Source organism: Bacillus sp. GW823-FHT06A11 (assembly GCF_058795355.1).
The window spans coordinates 219,920-237,687 of the sequence record NZ_JBXAHS010000002.1 but is presented as its reverse complement, the minus strand read 5'-3'; the positions used below and the strand labels follow the sequence as shown (position 1 = coordinate 237,687).

The window sequence follows — 17,768 nt, the reverse complement described above, 5'->3', positions numbered from 1 at the left end:
GAGTTTATCATAGGACATGACGTCTGTCAAGAAGACGCGATGTGTTTTACTAACAACAAGAAATATTGTAACAAACAACTAACATACTTGCAATACTTTTTTATGATAAGTGTTACATGGTTATTTTTTCTAGTTTTTCTCTTTTATATTACAAAGAAAAGCCGCGGTATACCGCGGCTTTTTCTTATCGTTTTCCTTCTACTTTAATCATGTCAACAAAAGCATCTAATGCGATTGTTTCTGATTTTTGTTCACCATATTTACGTACGTTTACGCCGTTTTCAGTTACTTCATTGTCACCTACTACAAGCATGTACGGAATTTTTTGCATTTGTGCTTCACGGATTTTGTAACCGATCTTCTCTTCACGAGTGTCTAATTCAACACGGATACCAGCACGACGCAATTCGTCTTGTACTTTCTTCGCATAGTCTAAATGTACTTGCGGAGAAACTGGAATTACTTGTACTTGAACTGGAGCTAACCAAGTTGGGAATGCACCTTTGTATTCTTCAATTAAGAAGGCTACGAAGCGTTCCATAGTTGATACAACACCACGGTGAATTACAACTGGACGATGTTGCTTACCGTCTTCGCCAACATAAGTTAATTCAAAGCGTTCTGGAAGTAAGAAGTCTAATTGCACAGTTGAAAGTGTTTCGTCTTTTCCAAGAGCAGTACGAACTTGAACATCAAGTTTTGGACCGTAGAATGCCGCTTCACCTTCAGCTTCATAGTAATCAAGACCCATTTCATCCATAGCTTCTTTTAACATACCTTGTGCTTTTTCCCACATCTCATCATCCGCATAATACTTTTTAGTATCTGCTGGATCACGATAAGATAGACGGAATGAGTAGTTCTCTAAACCGAAATCTTTGTACACTTCTAGAGTTAAGTTTACAACACGTTTTAACTCTTCTTTAATTTGATCTGGACGAACGAAAATGTGCGCATCGTTTAAAGTCATTCCGCGTACACGTTGTAATCCAGATAACGCACCTGACATTTCATAACGGTGCATTGTTCCAAGTTCCGCAATACGGATTGGTAATTCACGGTAGCTGTGAATATCATTTTTATAAACCATCATATGGTGAGGACAGTTCATTGGACGAAGAACTAATTCTTCATTATCCATTTCCATTGATGGGAACATGCCATCACGGTAGTGATTCCAGTGACCAGAAGTTTCATATAACTCTCTACTTCCTAATACTGGAGTGTATACGTGATCATAGCCTAAGCTTGCTTCTTTATCAACGATGTAACGCTCGATAATACGACGAATTGTTGCACCCTTTGGTAACCAAAGTGGTAAACCTTGTCCTACTTTTTGGCTATTAGTAAATAGTTTTAATTCTTTACCTAATTTACGGTGATCGCGCTCTTTCGCTTCTTCAAGCATACGTAAGTGCTCATCTAATTCTGCTTTCTTAACGAATGCAGTACCGTAAATACGTTGTAACATTTTATTATTGCTATCGCCGCGCCAGTAAGCACCTGCAACGCTTAATAATTTAAACACTTTAATTTTCCCTGTAGATGGAAGGTGAACACCACGGCAAAGGTCGAAGAATTCGCCTTGCTCATAGATTGAAATAACTGCATCCTCTGGAAGATCGTTAATTAAATCTAATTTTAACTCATCACCAATTTCTTCAAAGCGACGAAGTGCTTCTGCACGTGGTACTTCATGACGAACGATTTCTAAGTTTTCGTTCACGATTTTTTGCATTTCTTTTTCGATTTTCTTGAAGTCTTCAACTGTAATTGCTTCTTCCATATCGATATCGTAATAGAAGCCATTTTCAATTACTGGACCAATGCCAAGCTCAAGCTTAACATCTTTATATAAACGTTTTAACGCTTGTGCTAAAAGGTGGGCTGTTGAATGGCGTAAAATATATAAGCCATCTTCAGAATCTAATGTAATAATAGAAACTGCACCATCTTCTTCGATTGGTGTAACAAGATCGATCATCTCATCGTTTAATTTTCCAGCTACAGCTTTTTTCTTTAAGCCTGGGCTAATAGAAGCTGCGATTTCTTCAGTTGTTACGCCTTTTGGAAACTCCTTCACAGCTCCATCAGGGAAAGTAATTTTAACTACATCTGCCATCACTGGTCACTCCTCTTTTTCTCAAAATAAAAAACACTCATCCCGTAAAAAGGGACGAGTGTTGAATTCGTGGTTCCACCCTTGTTCCAATTAACATAATTGTTAATTGCTCAAGTTCAACATAACGGTGTTGTCCGTTAGCAATTACTAGAAAAACCGTTCACTGCTAAAGTTTAGAGGTGGTAAGTAATAATCCCGTACTAGGAAGCTCACACCCTAAGGCTTCCCTCTCTGAAAATCGTAGAAAACTACTCATGTCCTCATCATGACATTTCGATATATTTCATTTATGTAGGTAATTATATGCTCAAAAACTTAGAAAATCAAGGGCGTTACCTTTATTTTTTAAATTTTTCACATTGCGCTCAAAATCATGTAATCCATGTAATTTGACCCGTTCTTGAAACACATTTCGCAAAGTAATAATCATATTATGGTCTTGTTCTTTCGTATATAAATAAATCTTTTTGGGCGAAATAGAAAGAAGCGGCGCAATTACTTTCGTATCAATATATACATCATTTTGCTTTAATAATTCCTCATCTATATATTGGACCAACTTCTCCTGTTTTAAACGTCTTCCTTTATCATCATAAAAGATAAAGCTTTCATCAAAAATAAGATGCACGCAGGACAAGCGTGATTTACGGCTACTTACTTGTTGCCGAAGCGTCTCAATGAACATTTGGTATTCTTGCTCCATCTTATATTCATCAATTGCCACTTCCGCAAGTTTAGCCACCATTTCCCTATATGTACGAAGACGAAAACGGATATATGATGAAAACGAGAATGAGAGCGGATCACAAAGCCAATTATTTAAAGAAGACTTAATATATGACTCAAATGCGTTACGCGTTAAATCCTGAGCTACCCCTTTTCTTCTTCCCTTTAAAATCTCATGTGCCATGTGCAATATTTGATGACACTCTTCTTGTTCTTCATAAAAAAACTTTTCTTTTAAGATCGTATAAATCCACTCATTTTGTTTCACATTCACAATAAAATACACCATTACCGGCAATAAGATCTTTTCAATATAATTTGATTCACGTACTGGTATGTGAATCACCACTTTTTGTTCCTGTAAATACACACTCGTTTCCTTATATAATACTTCCGCTCTTTTCAGCAATTGTCTATATACGTGCATAGCATCATTTTTTTCTTCGAAGCAAATTTCAATCACTTTTGTCCCCCCTTTTATCCCTGCTCTAAAGGACTGTATCTATACGTTACAAATCCTATAAGAGTCCGTCCCGCGTGAATTTCACTCTTAGTAGAATTACATTTCCTATCGTTAGAAAATCCACTCAATATGGCTTGCTAATTTTATATATATTAAGGGAGGGAGAAAAAAATGATACAAGCTACTATGAATTTTTTTATTGTATACTTTACTTATTACTAAAGGGGGGTATCTGAATATTTGAATATAAATTCATAAAAGTCGAATTTCATTGGGGGCTCACTCGCTCAAAACTAGCTGAAGACTACCAAGAAATTATTCAAGAACATGCTAGAGATGACTGGAGGTTCGTACAGATTGTTGCCCTACGATTGGCAGTTCTGGACAACCTGAATATTTCGATCTCATATTTGAAAAGAAAATATCACTATAATACAAAAGAGCAAGCTTCTCAGCTTGCTCTTTTACTTATGACGACGGTTTTTCCCACCAATTGGAATTGGTTTGGCTAAATATTTAATTCGTTCCATAATACGTGCTGCCTTCATTTCTTCAGCCTCACCACGTTGTGTATACGTTAAATGATGTTCCAATTGTTTAAAATCAAAATTAGACGTAAAGAACGTCGGTAAGTTTTCTAACATACGGAATTGCAAGATTGCACCAAGTACATCGTCACGCACAAAGCTCGACATCGCTTCTGCCCCGATATCATCTAACATTAAAACTTGTACGCGTTTAACCGCATCAATCTTTTCGCCAATCGAATTATCTTGAATCGAACTTTTAATTTCACGTAAAAATTCCGGGAAGTATACGAGCATCGAACTTATTTTCTTTCGAGCAAGCTCGTTCGCAATTGCTCCTAAAAGGTACGTTTTTCCTACACCAAATTTACCGTACAAATATAAACCTTGTGCTTTTTTACCTGGTTCATATGTACTTAAAAATTCATTCGCTGCGCCAATTGCATCGATACGTGCATTTAAGTCAGAAGGGTCTAAGTTTTCCATAGTTGCCTGTAAAATATCCGTTGGCATATATACACTTTGAACGAGTTTTTCATATTTCTTTCTCTCGTCATATGCTACTTTTCTAACGCAACGATCGTATTGAATATCAATCATCTTCCCTTGAATAACAAGCTTTGGCTCGTATCCTTGTAGCATATTTTTACATGCACCTAAATCCGGACAATCCACGCAACCTACACTTTGTCCAATATATTCATATAACTTCACAAGACTGCGCTCAATCATAGAAGTCGTTACTTCACCTTTATGTTCGTCAATAAATTCTTTTACACGCGGGTGCGCCATTACTTCTGCCTTTAATACTTCATATCTATTTTTAAAGTTTTCATTTTCCATTAATTTTGTAAATGAATTTTGAATATGCTCCATTTTCTCACCTCAAAGAGCGTTCATTCTCTTCTATTAATCACGCTTATATTTTTTTAACACTTCTTCTAATCGTTTTCGTTCATCTTCTAGCGTACTTGCATCTTTTTCTACACTTACATCTTTCTTCGCCGTTTCTTTCTCTTGTTCTTTCGGCTCTTCTTCCTTAAGCCAATCTGGCACCATTTCTTTTCGTACCGTTTTCTTCGCCGTACGGCCTTTTTTCTTCGTCTCAGCCCACTCTTGATATTGACGGTTCTCTTCTTTCGCTAACGCCATCGCGTCCGCTACTGTACCGACCTTTTTACGTGCCCAATGCCCAGCAATCTTCTCGACATACGTTTTCGCAAGTTTCATATCTGAGCGTAGCATAACGTAATAAATAAGTACATTCACAACTCCTGGTGTCAATTTTTGATTAATCATGACATCTTCAACGATTTGCAAGTCCGCTTTCGTTGCCTCTGCACCACCAGAAATCTCTTTCAATAGTTGTTTTGGCGAGATTTCCTCTAGCTGCTTTATTAACATCTCCTCTTGTGATGAAGGCTCTTTCTCTTTCATCGTACGTGCAGCATGAGGCTGTACTCTTTCACTTAGTACCGGTAATGCTTGACCATTTTCAAATTGATACCAATCGCGCGCTCCTTTTCTAAGCCTTTCCATATCAATTGTTTGCATCTCTGTCACCGCACCAAGAACGATATTTTGCATCGATAACACATCTACACCATACACGTAAGCAAGTGTTATAACGCAGTCTCTTACTTGATCTGTAATCGCCTTTTTAGGAACAAGAGCGGACAATCCATCTACAAATAAAGAGAAATCAAAGAAATCATTCCAAACTTTCGGAGCGTCTCCCTTCTCGTTACTTGGCATAGTTGTCGTTTTTGGAATACGAAGGTCTTCTTGCGCATGCTCAAGCTGTCCTGGATTAAACGAACCAAACACATCATTGAAAGAGCGCGTAACATTTTCATAAGAAGCAAAATCAAATTCTTCTTCTAAGAAATATTGCTTTACTTGATTATATTTTGTCCGACTCAATCGATTGTATAAAAAGATACTTAAAACAATATCATCAAAAAACTGCTTCGGAGATAAAGGTGGTTGCAACTCATATATGAACATTCGAATATCTTTTTCTTTCTTAATATATACCTTCAAAAGCCCAATTGCCTCTAACTTTACTCGTTCCTCATATATTTCAGGAAGTTGCATTTGCATAGTCACCATAAGGGAATGATGTGTATTCTCTTTTCCAAATACACGATCTTGCTCTAGCTCCCCCCATAGTGTCATGTATAAGCTAAAAGCTCTACTACCTATTAACGGCTGATACAACATCGTTAATACTTTTCGGTCGTAATTATGCAGTAGCCCTTTCGCACTTACTTTATAACGATCAATCGGCAATAGCTCCATCCATGACTGTTTTTCCATTCTTGCTTTTCCTTTCTCTCATCCAATCTATCCTCTACTTCATTCCTTCTATCTTCATTATATAAATTCTTAGTGAAAAAGAGCTATTAGCTTTCGCTTCTAGCTCTCTTATCCTATTACTTACGGTATGTAAAGAGAATAAAATACAACTTCTACTCTCTTTCTTTTTGCAGTATATCTTTTAATTCTTCAATAAATACATTTAAATCTTTAAATTGACGATATACAGAAGCAAAACGTACATAAGCAACATCATCAATATCGCGAAGTTCTTCCATAACAATTTCACCAATCATATCACTTTTCACTTCTGATATACCTAAATTACGCAGTTCACGTTCCACGCTTTGTGTTACTTCTTCTAATTGTCTTAAAGATACTGGTCTTTTTTCACACGCTTTAATTAAACCGCGTAAAATCTTTTCTTTATTAAACTCTTCTCGTGTGCCTTCTTTTTTAACAACGATAAGAGGTGACTCTTCTACCCTTTCAAAGGTCGTAAAGCGACTTAAACAACTTTCACACTCTCTTCTTCTTCGAATAGAGCGCCCCTCGTCTACCGGACGCGAATCTAACACTCTTGTACCATTATGAGAACAGGATGGACAACGCAATTCATTCACTCCTTTACACTATACTCTTTATTTTTCTCTACTCAATTCACCTAAAATATATATACAATATTATATAACTCATTCTAACTCTCTTACCACTTTAAGTTTCAGCGCATCACTTTATCATCTCATACTTAAAAATAAGATGGTATATAGGGCACTACCTCATTTGCAAGAGTCCAATGTATTCAACTAACGAGTACGTTATATTTTTCCTTTTTTATAAACTAAAAAAGAGGTGCATTATACACCTCTTTACATTTTAAATCAATTATGTTCTTTTTTAAAGAGCTTTTGTTTCTCTCTGCTTAATTTCGAAGCTACCAGTGCCTCGAGGAAGCTCGATGCTCTCACGCGTTTTCGCGTTTAAACCTTCTGCAATATATTCTGCAGCAACATTTGGATCAATACGATCCCCACAAGTATAAACATCAATACTTGCGTAACCGTGCTCCGGAAAGCTATGAATTGTTAAATGTGATTCTGAGATAATTACTACTCCACTTACACCTTGTGGTGCAAATTTATGGAAAGCAACCTCACGCACTTCAGCACCAGCTCTTAGTGCTGCATCCACAAATAATTGTTCAATATACGGCATGTCATTAAGCTTGTCGAAATCGCAATCCCAAAGTTCAGCGATCACGTGACGACCCATCGTATCCATAGTATCCATTCTACAGTTCCCCCTTGTAAATTTATTCTAACTGTTCGAATTGAAAACTAATTTGCAATTTGGCTTGCTCCACTACCACGGGGGAAAGTTAGTCCAGAGAGGTCCTAACCCTTTAAGTAGTGACTACGTACCTCAGCTCTTAAGTTTACGAGTGTTAGTATACTTTGTTTATTTTCATTTTGCAACAACAGTTTTTTCGATTTTCTGTCATATTTTCCTCTTTACTTTTCCCTAAAAAAAATAAACGATTCACAAATGCAGTAATCACAACGTTTCGTGGTATGTCCACTTTTTAAAATATACTTATATAATTTTTTTCCTTTTCAGAAAAAAATAAAAAAAGAGGGCAAATATTGCCTTGCCCTCTCCTCCCTTATTCACTTAAATGTGTTGCACATTTTCTTGTTTCGCTAACTCTTCAACAACTAACGTTACAAGATCTACAACACGACGAGAGTAGCCCCACTCGTTATCATACCAAGCAAGTACTTTCACTTTACGATCACCCATTACCATTGTAGATAAACCATCGATAATAGCTGAATGTGTATTTGTATTAAAGTCGATAGATACTAAAGGCTCTTCGCTGAATTCTACAATACCTTTTAACGCACCGTTTGCAACAGTTTTGAATGCATCATTAATAGCTTCAACTGTCACATCGCGTTTTACATCTACTACTAAGTCAACAAGAGACACGTTTGGTGTTGGTACACGAAGTGCCATACCATGAAGTTTTCCGTTTAAGTGCGGAAGAACTTTTGCTAGCGCTTTCGCAGCACCTGTCGTTGTCGGAATGATTGATTGTCCGCAAGCACGTGCTCTTCTTAAATCTTTATGTGGGTTATCAATATTTTTTTGGTCATTTGTATAAGCGTGAACTGTCGTCATTAAACCGTTTTCAATTCCAAACTGCTCATCTAACACCTTCACAACAGGCGCTAAACAGTTTGTTGTACAAGATGCATTTGAAATAACAGTATGTTTTGTAATATCTAATTGGTCTTCGTTCACACCAACTACAATTGTTACATCTTCATTTTTACCAGGCGCTGTTAAAATAACTTTTTTCGCTCCAGCTTCAACGTGAAGAATTGCTTTTTCTTTTGAATTAAATTTACCAGTTGCTTCAATTACAACTTCAACACCTAAATCTGTCCAAGGCAATTCCTTTGGATCGCGGTTGTTTAAAAGGCGAATCATTTTTCCATCAACTAATAAGTGATCTTCAAATGCTTCTACTGTTCCGTCAAACTTGCCATGAACTGTATCATATTTAATTAAGTGTGCTAACGTTTCAGATGGATAGCTTGCATTGATTGCTACAATTTCGAATGCGCTTTCTTTTATTGCTTGACGAAATACCATTCTCCCAATACGTCCAAATCCATTAATTGCCACACGAGTCATAATATGTTATCCCCCTTGAATGCGTTATACTATTTATCTCCAATCCCAATAATAGTATAACACAAAAAGGAGATATGTCACTAAGCATTTTCATTAATTTCACAATTTTTTAGTCAATAATGTTCCACTTCTTTAAAATTACCTGCAATTGTGTTTTCGTTCCCATAATTGTGCCATCATTATTTATCACTTCATCTGCATTTTTCACTTTTTCTTCTAACGGCATTTGAGATTGAATACGAGCTGTTGCTTCTTCTTCTGAAAAGTTATTTCGTTTCATTAAACGTTCTAATTGCGTATGCGGCTTAACCGCTACAACTAAAATGCGGTCAACGAGACTTGTTAATTTGCTTTCAAATAAGAGAGGAATATCTAACACAACCGCTTGCATACCTTCTTTTATGTACATTTCCTTTTTCCTATTCATTTCCTCACGCACTGCAGGATGCACAATTTTATTTAACTGCAATCGTTTTTCTTCATTATAGAAAACGATGCTTCCCAATCTTGGACGATCTAGTTCCCCATCTTGTTGTAACACTTCCGCTCCAAACACTTCTACTATTTTGTTATATGCTGGTTTTCCTTGTTCTACAACTTCTCTTGCAATAACATCTGCATCAATAACTGGTATACTTAGCTCACGAAACATTTCTGATACCGTACTTTTTCCGCTTGCAATGCCTCCCGTTAATCCAATTACTACTGTCATAATAATCCTCCTCATAATAAAAGGCGCGAAACCAATGTTCCACGCCCATACTTACATTTTCCAAATTCCAATTATAATGAGTAATACCCCAGGCAGGAATGTAAATTTTTGTAACCACTTCATATTCGATAAAACCGTTCCAAGTTTCATTCCAATAAATAAAAACAAAGAACTCATAATTGCAACTAATATCGCCATCATAGCAGGTGCATACCCTAATAAAGATGCACCAATTCCGGCACCAAATGAGTCTACAGAAAGAGCGATACCAAGAAGCAATGCCTCTCCTGCAGAAATGGTGCCTGATTTATCAAAATCTGCTACAGTCGGTTTCCGTAAAATTTGAATCACTAGCCCTAGCGAGGCAATCTCTAATTTCCAGACCTTCTCCTCTTGCTTCGGTTCTTCTTTTTTCTCACTTCGAAAAAATTGATACAATACCCAAATCCCTATTCCAATAAGAACAAGCCCACCGATACGCGTTGCGATAACAGGTGAAAATACTTTCGCGATCATATGTCCAATTCCCATTGAAACAAGCATAACAGCCGCTGAACACATTCCGATAATTATAATTGATCTTAGTGGAATTCTTACGCTTCTTAAACCATATGTTAGCCCTACACTACAGCTATCTAAGCTTAATGTAAAAGCTAATAAAATAAGAGATAAATAAAGGTACATCGGTAAGCTCCTCCCTTATACATAGCTCTGCTGTATGTATATGACAAATGCCTATCCGATGTTATCTCTTTTCTATATTCTTGGCTGACAAATTGGGCAGTAATGCGTTCCTCTTCCGCCAACAACTGTTTTTTCTAATATCGTACCGCAAGTTACACACGGTTCTCCTTTTTTTCCGTATACATTTAGGAGTTCTTGGAACGAACCAATTTGCCCTTGTGAGTTGATATACGTTCGAATTGTACTTCCGCCACGCTTCACTGCTTCGCCTAGCGTTGTAACGGTAGCCTCATAAATTCGCTCAATTTCTTCTATTGTCAAAGACGAAGCTTCTCGTTCCGGATGAATTTGAGAACGGAATAAAACTTCATCTACATATATATTTCCAAGCCCTACTAAAAGACGCTGGTCCAATAGCACAACTTTTATTTTACGATTTGTCTTTTGCAATCTTTCTTGTAAATACCGTGGTGTCAATTCAGCATCAAACGGCTCCGGACCTAAGTCAGCAAGAGGCATTTGGTTCATCTCTTCACCTTTCTTAAAGAGATGCATCGTACCAAACTTTCTCACATCTTTATAATGTAATTCAGTTCCATCTGTAAATAAGAAACGGACGTGCGTATGTTTATCAATCGGCTCATCCTCTTGATGTAGTAAAAACTTACCTTCCATACGCAAATGTGAAACAATAACATAATTTGTTACATATAGAAGCAAAAACTTTCCTCTTCGCTTTATATTTTCAATCTTCTCGCCTTTTAGCATTTCTTTAAAGATTTCTGCATCATCTGGTCGTTTCACTATTTTTGGATAAGTAACAATAACATCTTCAATCGTTTTTCCTGTTACAAGATTTTCAAGTGTCCGTCTGACGTTTTCAACCTCTGGTAATTCAGGCATTTCATCACTTCCTTATTTTGCGTCGTACCAAGTTGGACCGTAAGAATAATCAACTTTCAGCGGAACTGCGAGTTCAATTGCATGCTCCATTACTTCAGGTACAAGCTTCTCTAATTTTTCAATTTCTTCTTTTGGCGCTTCAAATATCAATTCATCGTGTACTTGCAGAAGAAGACGTGCTTGTAATCCTTCTTCTTCTAAACGATCCGCCATAATAATCATAGCTTTTTTAATAATATCTGCTGCAGTACCTTGAATTGGTGTATTCATCGCTGTACGCTCAGCAAAGCTACGTAAATTGAAATTACGACTCGTAATTTCTGGAATATAACGACGACGATTTAATAATGTAGCCACATATCCTTTTTGTTTCGCATCTTTTACGATGTCCTCCATGTATTCTTGTACACCAGGGAAACTTTCTAAATACTTTTCAATAAATTCCGCTGCTGCTTTTCTTGTAATTCCTAAGTTTTGTGAAAGACCATAATCACTAATACCATACACAATTCCGAAGTTAACAGCTTTCGCTTGTCTTCTCATATTTGAAGTTACTTCATCTTTTTCAACGCCAAATACATCCATAGCTGTTTTCGTATGAATATCCATGTCATGCTGGAATGCTTCAACTAGCCCTTTATCATTTGCAATATGAGCTAATACACGCAATTCGATTTGTGAATAATCAGCCGCATACATAATCCAACCTTCTTCTGATGGAACAAATGCCTGACGAATCTTTCTTCCTTCTTCTAATCGAATCGGGATATTTTGCAAGTTCGGATCCGTTGAACTTAATCGACCTGTTTGCGTTAACACTTGATTAAAGCGAGTATGAATTTTAGATGAATCTTCATGTACAACTTTCAGTAAACCTTCAATATAAGTTGAATTTAGCTTCCCTAATTGACGATAATGTAAAATGTTTGGAATAATTTCATGGCGATCCATAAGCTTGTCTAATACATCAGCTGACGTAGAATAACCTGTTTTCGTCTTTTTAATAACCGGTAAGTTTAAGTTCTCAAACAGAATTACACCAAGCTGCTTCGGTGAATTAATATTAAATTCTGTTCCCGCAAGCTTATAAATTTCCTGTTCCATTTCCTTTAATCTACCTGCGAGTTCTTCTCCCATATTACGAAGACGCTCCGTATCAACTTTTACACCTTTTACTTCCATATCAGCTAATACACGCGCAAGTGGCAATTCTAACTCTGTAAACAGTTCATATTGCTCATTCTTCTTTAACTCTTCAACGAATGTTTGCTTTACATCATATAATACATGCACTTTACGAGCCACATGCTCCGCTACTACTTCTAACTCTGGAACAGCACGCTTCGCACCTTTTCCGTAAACTTCTTCATCTGATTTCACAGCATGCGTTTCTTTCATTTTCGCTACAGTACGGAAATCTTTATCTGTATCAGCCGGGTCAAGTAAATAAGCAGCGATTAATAGATCAAAGTCAATCCCTTGCATATCTATCCCATTCCATTTCAGTGCAACGATTGCTCGCTTCGCATCAAATGTATGCTTTCTCATTTCTCCATTTGCAAGCCATGCTTTAAATGCATCCGATGCAAGAGCAATATCCTTCTGAATAAAGTAGCAACCATTTTCATTTTGAATACCAAAGCCTTGAATGTCCGCCTTATGATAATTATCTTCTTGCACTTCAACAATAAGTGCACTATCTTGCTGAAGCATTTCTTCTGTAACTTCTTCCACAATATCAAATGTAATATCATCTAATTCAGCTGGAGCTGTTTCTTCTGGCGTAACGCCTAATTTATTTAAAAGAGATGTAAATCCTAAACTCTCGAACATTGGAATCACATCACTTGCTTCATATCCTTTATACGCCATATCATCCACATGAACTGTAATCGGCGCATCTGTAATAATAGTCGCTAGATCTTTACTCATAAGAGCTTGTTCTTTATTTTCTTCCAGTTTTTCTTTTAATTTCTTCCCGCTTACTTGATCTAGATTTTCATACACTTCTTCAACCGTTCCAAACTGTGTTAACAATTTAATCGCCGTTTTTTCACCAACTCCTGGTACACCCGGAATATTATCTGATTGGTCTCCCATTAAACCTTTCATATCGATAATTTGCTTTGGTGATAAGCTATATTTTTCAAATAAAGATTCTTTCGTATATTCATCTACTTCCGTAATCCCTTTTCGCGGAATACATACAAGCGTGTTATCAGAAACAAGTTGAAGTAAATCTTTATCTCCTGAAATAACTTTTACACTTGCTCCTTGTTCACTCGCTTCTTTTGCTAGCGTTCCCATAATATCATCCGCTTCATAATTTTCTAATTCATAACGCGGTACATTGAACGCATCCAGCATCTCACGAATAAACGGGAACTGCTCTGATAATTCAGGTGGAGTCTTTTGACGTCCTCCTTTATACTCACTATACGTTTTATGACGGAAGGTTGTTTTGCCTGCATCAAACGCCACTAACATATGAGTTGGCTTTTCTTCCTCTAATATTCTCATTAACATCATTGTAAAACCGTAAATTGCGTTCGTATGTATACCTTTGTCGTTATTTAAAAGCGGTAGTGCAAAGAAAGCACGATACGCGATATTATTACCATCTACTAATACGACCTTTTTTTCCAAAATTGAAACCTCCCCATACAAATTTGAAATGATTTTTTTCACAGAAAAAAACCGTTCCTTTCCTCTCTCTATATTAACATGACTAATAGAGAGAAGAAAAATAACGGTTATTTTCTTTCATATATAAAACAGACTTATATTGGCATAAAGGGAAGTGACGAGAACAGCTTAACTATTCTCGTCCAAAATTACTCCTTGGATGAAGGGGTTTTCATGTATTATATTAACAGAGCTTTATTAATATTTAATTAAGCCATTGTTAATATATTGTAAACATCCTTCATCCTATTTTTCAGTTGCTGATTTTGGTAAAACAACTGTAAATGTTGTCCCTTCCCCAACTTCACTATCCACTGTAATTGTACCGTGATGCGCCTCTACTAAATGCTTTACAATTGATAATCCGAGGCCTGTACCACCAGTATTTCTACTTCTCGCTTTATCCACTCGGTAAAAGCGTTCAAAAATACGCGGAATTTCCTCTTTACTAATACCAATTCCAGTATCCGATACTTTTATATAAGCATTATACTTATCTTCCGCTAACTCTACTGAAACAACGCCTCCAGCCGGTGTATATACGATCGCGTTATTTATTAAATTAATAAAGATTTGTTTCAAACGACTTGGATCTCCAATAACAGAAGCACGTTTTAATACATTCACTTGTAAAGAGATTTCTTTTTCTCCTGCTTTATTATCAAGCACCATATGAATATCTTCAAGCAGCCCCTTCATGTCAACGGTTCCCATATTTAATTTAAATCCTTGTTGTTCGATCTTCGACAAATCTAATAAATCTTCAATTAATCCTTGCATGCGCTCACTTTCTTTTAAAATAATGCGCAAGAAATGTTCGCAGAATTTTTTATTATCCATCGCTCCGTCTAAGAGTGTTTCTGAAAAACCTTTAATAGAAGTAATCGGTGTCTTTAATTCATGAGAAACATTCGCTAAAAAGTCTTTTCTCATTTGTTCTAATTTCTTTAACTCTGTTATGTCATGGAATACGAGAACAATCCCTTTCCATTCATGGTTTGTCCCGATAATCGGCGCTCCATATACTTCGAAATGCTTCCGCTCAATTCCAAGTGGCAATAACATTTGTTTACGCACTTTCACTTCTGTCATAAAGATTTCTTCTACAAGCTCAATAATTTCTGTATGATGAAACGATTCATAATATAAGCGATCTAAATATTCTTCATCTGTTACGTGGAAAGTTTCCTTATAAGAGCGGTTTACAAGGTTTATATACCCGCGGCTATCAATTAAAATCATTCCGCTTCCCATATTTTCAATTAACGTATGCAGACGATCTTGCTGCATTTCTTGTTCAAGTGTCATCTCTTGTAAGTTACGAGCTAAAATATTAATTGCTTTACTCAGCATTCCTGTTTCATCCGAATGACTTTCGTATGCACGTGCTTTATAATTACCCTTTGCCAATTCAATTGCAACTTTTGTAACCGATTCAATCGGCCTAATATATTGCCCTGTAATTTTCATACCTAAAAATACAACTACGAGACAAGCAATAACAAATCCGATAATTAATAATCCCCACGTTTTTTGATGTACGTCTCTTAAAGGATCGATTGTACTTTTCACCAAAACGTATCCTTGTTTTCCTTCTACATCTTGAACGAACACCGCATGATAAAATTCATTCTTTCGATCTGTCTCTTTCGTAATCACTTTACTTCGTTGTTTTGCCACTTCCGAAGAAAGTTCTTTAATCGTTTCTGGACTAAATGCCAATTCTTGTCCTTTTCTATATTGAACTTTCTTTTTTTCATCCACAAATACGATAGAAGCTGGTATTTTTTCTTCTAACTTTTCAAATACGTATGGATTTTTTAAGACATTATCAAAACCTTGCTCTTCTGCTAACGCCGCAACATACTCTGTCTCTTTTACCATTCTCTCTTTAGCATGATCTATATAGTAGTTTTCAAACACAGTTTCTAGCAATAAACCTAGTCCAACTAAAATAAATACAATAAGAGAAACAAATGTAAAAAGAAGCCTGGAACGAAATTTATTCATTCCCTTTTGGCTCCTCTAATTTATATCCTAAACCACGTATCGTTTTAATGTACGTCGGTTTTTTCGTATTTTGTTCAATTTTATCGCGCAAATGGCTAATATGAACATCAACAATTCGCGTATCACCAGCAAAATCATAATTCCATACAGCACTTAATAATTGATCACGAGTCAACACGCGACTTTTATTTTTCGCAAGATACACAAGTAGTTCAAATTCTTTTGGTGTTAATTCAAGCTTTCTTCCTTGGAAATAAGCCTCATAAAACTCCGGTAAAATTTTAAGTTCTGCAATTGTGATGCTATCTTCATCTGGCGCTTCTGCAACTTGTTCTTCTTGTTGTAATTTCGTGCGGCGCAAAATCGCCTTCACACGAGCAACAACTTCCCTTGGACTAAATGGCTTCGTCATATAATCATCTGCCCCAAGTTCAAGGCCTAGCACCTTATCAAACTCATCATCTTTTGCCGTTAACATTAAAATCGGCGTCATAACGCGCTGCAATCGTAATTCTTTACACACTTCCATACCATCCATTTTCGGAAGCATTAAATCTAATATAATTAAATCTGGGCGTTCTGTTGTCGCTTTTTGAAGCGCCATTTCTCCATCCATCGCTGTTATAACTTCAAACCCAGCTTGTTGTAAATTAAATTCGATTAAAGTTAAGATAAATTCCTCATCATCAACTACTAAAATACGATTGTTCATTCTTTTCCTCCAAGTTATAGACTTGAAACCTTCTTCATCCTAGTATTTTCCCCGTTATTCTCATCATACTAGAAAACAAGGTCCCTCTCAATATAATTGTCTATTCATGGAGATCGTTTGTGTAGAATTGAGAAAATAGACGTAATTACACTTTACCTGCAACTACACAGGATTTTGCCAAACTTTATAGATTACTCTCTCTTCTTTAAAGCTCACTTCCGTATGAACTATAAAATCTTGATTTTGTGCTAGGAAAAACGAAAGAGCATACGCGACTTTATAATCTCGCGTTGCATATCCATCCAATACTCTTCCGTACATTTCATTTGCGACCCCGTCTGCCCACACTTCAGCTTCTCTTATTGTTTCAAAGATAACATCTTCTTTTTTCCACCTCACCTAAAAAAACCACTCCTTTCATTGACTTCAATTACCGATGATTATATTATTAATTTAAATATACAAATAAATTAGATACCGAGGTCTATTATGCGACTATTACTACCTATTTTAACTTTAGTAGTAACATGCTTCCTTACTTTTAACGTACCGAGCTGGGATACGATTAAAACGGGGTGCTCAGAATTTGCTGAAGGGTTCAAAGAAGGATTTTTCAACTAAAAATAGCGCTAGCATCCTTATTCAAGGTATGCTAGCGCTATTCATATTTTCATCTTTTAAAAATTATCTAATGCTTTTTCCATAATGGAAACAGATTTAAAAGGCGGCGTGACTGTTAATGAACCTTTTACAACAGTTTCTCCTTTTTCATCATGAGCAGATACAAGCATATCAATTGTATGTTCCTCCTCAGAAACAGCCACAACTTCAAAGTGGATTTGTAACGTTTCATAATGGTGAACATGCTTCACGAACGTAAGGTCCTTTCTCGTAATATGACTTCCTGGACCCGGTAAATATTTCGTAACCGCCGTTGTAATCATTCCCGTTAGCATAATGCTTGGTACAATCGGCTTTTCATACGGAGTTTGGGATGCGTAATCATGCTGAATATATAATGGATTGGCATCATTCGTTAACCCTAAGTACAATAACAAATCTTTATCCTCAATTTTTTCAGTGATAGATAATTTCTCTCCTACTGTAATTTCATCCATTTTACGACCAATTTGAACTTTTTTCTTTAACATGTTACAACCCCCTCCGATTTTTTCACCTTATTATCCTACTAAAAGCGATACCTT

Annotated in this window: 16 protein-coding genes, 1 pseudogene and 1 other annotated feature; of the genes and pseudogenes, 2 read left to right on the top strand and 15 right to left on the bottom strand. The window is 36.3% G+C overall.

What is annotated here, in order from left to right; genetic code table 11:
* Window positions 1–184: 184 nt before the first annotated feature.
* Together thrS and ytxC are read right to left on the bottom strand one after the other, a co-directional pair.
* On the bottom strand, window positions 185–2,122 hold the full coding sequence (gene thrS, locus AC1Q8L_RS09705; protein ID WP_000786077.1) for a threonine--tRNA ligase: 1,938 nt from the start codon (window positions 2,120–2,122) through the stop codon (window positions 185–187).
* A gap of 47 nt (window positions 2,123–2,169) precedes the next feature.
* Window positions 2,170–2,398 (bottom strand) — a binding site (T-box leader).
* Between the two features lie 31 nt (window positions 2,399–2,429).
* On the bottom strand, window positions 2,430–3,311 hold the full coding sequence (gene ytxC / locus AC1Q8L_RS09700) for a putative sporulation protein YtxC (RefSeq protein WP_098311921.1): 882 nt from the start codon (window positions 3,309–3,311) through the stop codon (window positions 2,430–2,432).
* Between the two features lie 236 nt (window positions 3,312–3,547).
* On the opposite strand from ytxC, the pseudogene AC1Q8L_RS09695 reads away from it, so the two are divergent.
* Window positions 3,548–3,744: pseudogene (locus AC1Q8L_RS09695) on the top strand (DUF4177 domain-containing protein).
* 31 nt (window positions 3,745–3,775) lie between these two features.
* Here the strand turns inward: AC1Q8L_RS09695 and dnaI are convergent.
* From dnaI to AC1Q8L_RS09635, 12 genes are all read right to left on the bottom strand, one after another.
* The gene (gene dnaI / locus AC1Q8L_RS09690; protein WP_000400120.1) at window positions 3,776–4,714 is read right to left on the bottom strand and encodes a primosomal protein DnaI; all 939 of its coding nucleotides are present in this window, start codon (window positions 4,712–4,714) and stop codon (window positions 3,776–3,778) included.
* Between the two features lie 33 nt (window positions 4,715–4,747).
* Window positions 4,748–6,157 carry a replication initiation and membrane attachment family protein gene (locus AC1Q8L_RS09685; RefSeq protein ID WP_000415025.1) on the bottom strand — a complete coding sequence of 470 codons (1,410 nt, stop codon included), beginning with the start codon at window positions 6,155–6,157 and terminating at the stop codon, window positions 4,748–4,750.
* 152 nt (window positions 6,158–6,309) lie between these two features.
* Entirely contained in the window at window positions 6,310–6,771 is a 462-nt protein-coding gene (gene nrdR / locus AC1Q8L_RS09680; protein ID WP_001203687.1) for a transcriptional regulator NrdR, read from the bottom strand.
* A gap of 283 nt (window positions 6,772–7,054) precedes the next feature.
* On the bottom strand, window positions 7,055–7,438 hold the full coding sequence (gene speD / locus AC1Q8L_RS09675; RefSeq protein WP_002003660.1) for an adenosylmethionine decarboxylase: 384 nt from the start codon (window positions 7,436–7,438) through the stop codon (window positions 7,055–7,057).
* Window positions 7,439–7,828: 390 nt separating this feature from the next.
* The gene (locus AC1Q8L_RS09670; protein WP_000198974.1) at window positions 7,829–8,857 is read right to left on the bottom strand and encodes a glyceraldehyde-3-phosphate dehydrogenase; all 1,029 of its coding nucleotides are present in this window, start codon (window positions 8,855–8,857) and stop codon (window positions 7,829–7,831) included.
* 109 nt (window positions 8,858–8,966) lie between these two features.
* A complete protein-coding gene (gene coaE / locus AC1Q8L_RS09665) occupies window positions 8,967–9,569 on the bottom strand; it encodes a dephospho-CoA kinase (protein WP_000219286.1) in 603 nt (200 codons plus the stop codon).
* 51 nt (window positions 9,570–9,620) lie between these two features.
* The gene (gene ytaF, locus AC1Q8L_RS09660; RefSeq protein ID WP_000281743.1) at window positions 9,621–10,253 is read right to left on the bottom strand and encodes a sporulation membrane protein YtaF; all 633 of its coding nucleotides are present in this window, start codon (window positions 10,251–10,253) and stop codon (window positions 9,621–9,623) included.
* 72 nt (window positions 10,254–10,325) lie between these two features.
* Window positions 10,326–11,156, bottom strand: a complete 831-nt coding sequence (mutM, locus tag AC1Q8L_RS09655; protein ID WP_001114476.1) for a DNA-formamidopyrimidine glycosylase — start codon at window positions 11,154–11,156, stop codon at window positions 10,326–10,328.
* 12 nt (window positions 11,157–11,168) lie between these two features.
* On the bottom strand, window positions 11,169–13,802 hold the full coding sequence (gene polA, locus AC1Q8L_RS09650) for a DNA polymerase I (RefSeq protein WP_000412829.1): 2,634 nt from the start codon (window positions 13,800–13,802) through the stop codon (window positions 11,169–11,171).
* A 285-nt stretch (window positions 13,803–14,087) separates the two neighbouring features.
* On the bottom strand, window positions 14,088–15,851 hold the full coding sequence (phoR, locus tag AC1Q8L_RS09645) for a sensory box histidine kinase PhoR (RefSeq protein WP_001032098.1): 1,764 nt from the start codon (window positions 15,849–15,851) through the stop codon (window positions 14,088–14,090).
* Complete coding sequence (gene phoP, locus AC1Q8L_RS09640; protein ID WP_001065220.1) at window positions 15,844–16,563, bottom strand: two-component system response regulator PhoP; 720 nt, start codon at window positions 16,561–16,563, stop codon at window positions 15,844–15,846. The genes phoR and phoP overlap by 8 nt, the downstream gene beginning before the upstream one ends.
* A 162-nt stretch (window positions 16,564–16,725) precedes the next feature.
* A complete protein-coding gene (locus AC1Q8L_RS09635) occupies window positions 16,726–16,962 on the bottom strand; it encodes a hypothetical protein (RefSeq protein ID WP_001267356.1) in 237 nt (78 codons plus the stop codon).
* Between the two features lie 90 nt (window positions 16,963–17,052).
* Here AC1Q8L_RS09635 and AC1Q8L_RS09630 point away from each other — a divergent pair, with 90 nt between their 5' ends.
* Entirely contained in the window at window positions 17,053–17,184 is a 132-nt protein-coding gene (locus tag AC1Q8L_RS09630) for a hypothetical protein (protein ID WP_001238014.1), read from the top strand.
* A gap of 56 nt (window positions 17,185–17,240) precedes the next feature.
* On the opposite strand, the gene AC1Q8L_RS09625 is transcribed toward AC1Q8L_RS09630, so the two are convergent.
* Window positions 17,241–17,714, bottom strand: coding sequence for a MaoC family dehydratase (locus AC1Q8L_RS09625; RefSeq protein ID WP_000914180.1), 474 nt, complete (start codon window positions 17,712–17,714; stop codon window positions 17,241–17,243).
* Between the last annotated feature and the right edge of the window lie 54 nt (window positions 17,715–17,768).

Bases quoted from the DNA above. Each gene is read 5' to 3' on its own strand.
- AC1Q8L_RS09670 (WP_000198974.1), bottom strand. From the start codon at position 8,857: ATGACTCGTGTGGCAATTAATGGATTTGGACGTATTGGGAGAATGGTA.
- speD (WP_002003660.1), bottom strand. From the start codon at position 7,438: ATGGATACGATGGGTCGTCACGTGATCGCTGAACTTTGGGATTGCGAT.
- phoP (WP_001065220.1), bottom strand. From the start codon at position 16,563: ATGAACAATCGTATTTTAGTAGTTGATGATGAGGAATTTATCTTAACT.
- AC1Q8L_RS09625 (WP_000914180.1), bottom strand. From the start codon at position 17,714: ATGTTAAAGAAAAAAGTTCAAATTGGTCGTAAAATGGATGAAATTACA.
- ytaF (WP_000281743.1), bottom strand. From the start codon at position 10,253: ATGTACCTTTATTTATCTCTTATTTTATTAGCTTTTACATTAAGCTTA.
- dnaI (WP_000400120.1), bottom strand. From the start codon at position 4,714: ATGGAGCATATTCAAAATTCATTTACAAAATTAATGGAAAATGAAAAC.
- phoR (WP_001032098.1), bottom strand. From the start codon at position 15,851: ATGAATAAATTTCGTTCCAGGCTTCTTTTTACATTTGTTTCTCTTATT.
- thrS (WP_000786077.1), bottom strand. From the start codon at position 2,122: ATGGCAGATGTAGTTAAAATTACTTTCCCTGATGGAGCTGTGAAGGAG.
- mutM (WP_001114476.1), bottom strand. From the start codon at position 11,156: ATGCCTGAATTACCAGAGGTTGAAAACGTCAGACGGACACTTGAAAAT.
- AC1Q8L_RS09685 (WP_000415025.1), bottom strand. From the start codon at position 6,157: ATGGAAAAACAGTCATGGATGGAGCTATTGCCGATTGATCGTTATAAA.
- coaE (WP_000219286.1), bottom strand. From the start codon at position 9,569: ATGACAGTAGTAATTGGATTAACGGGAGGCATTGCAAGCGGAAAAAGT.
- AC1Q8L_RS09630 (WP_001238014.1), top strand. From the start codon at position 17,053: ATGCGACTATTACTACCTATTTTAACTTTAGTAGTAACATGCTTCCTT.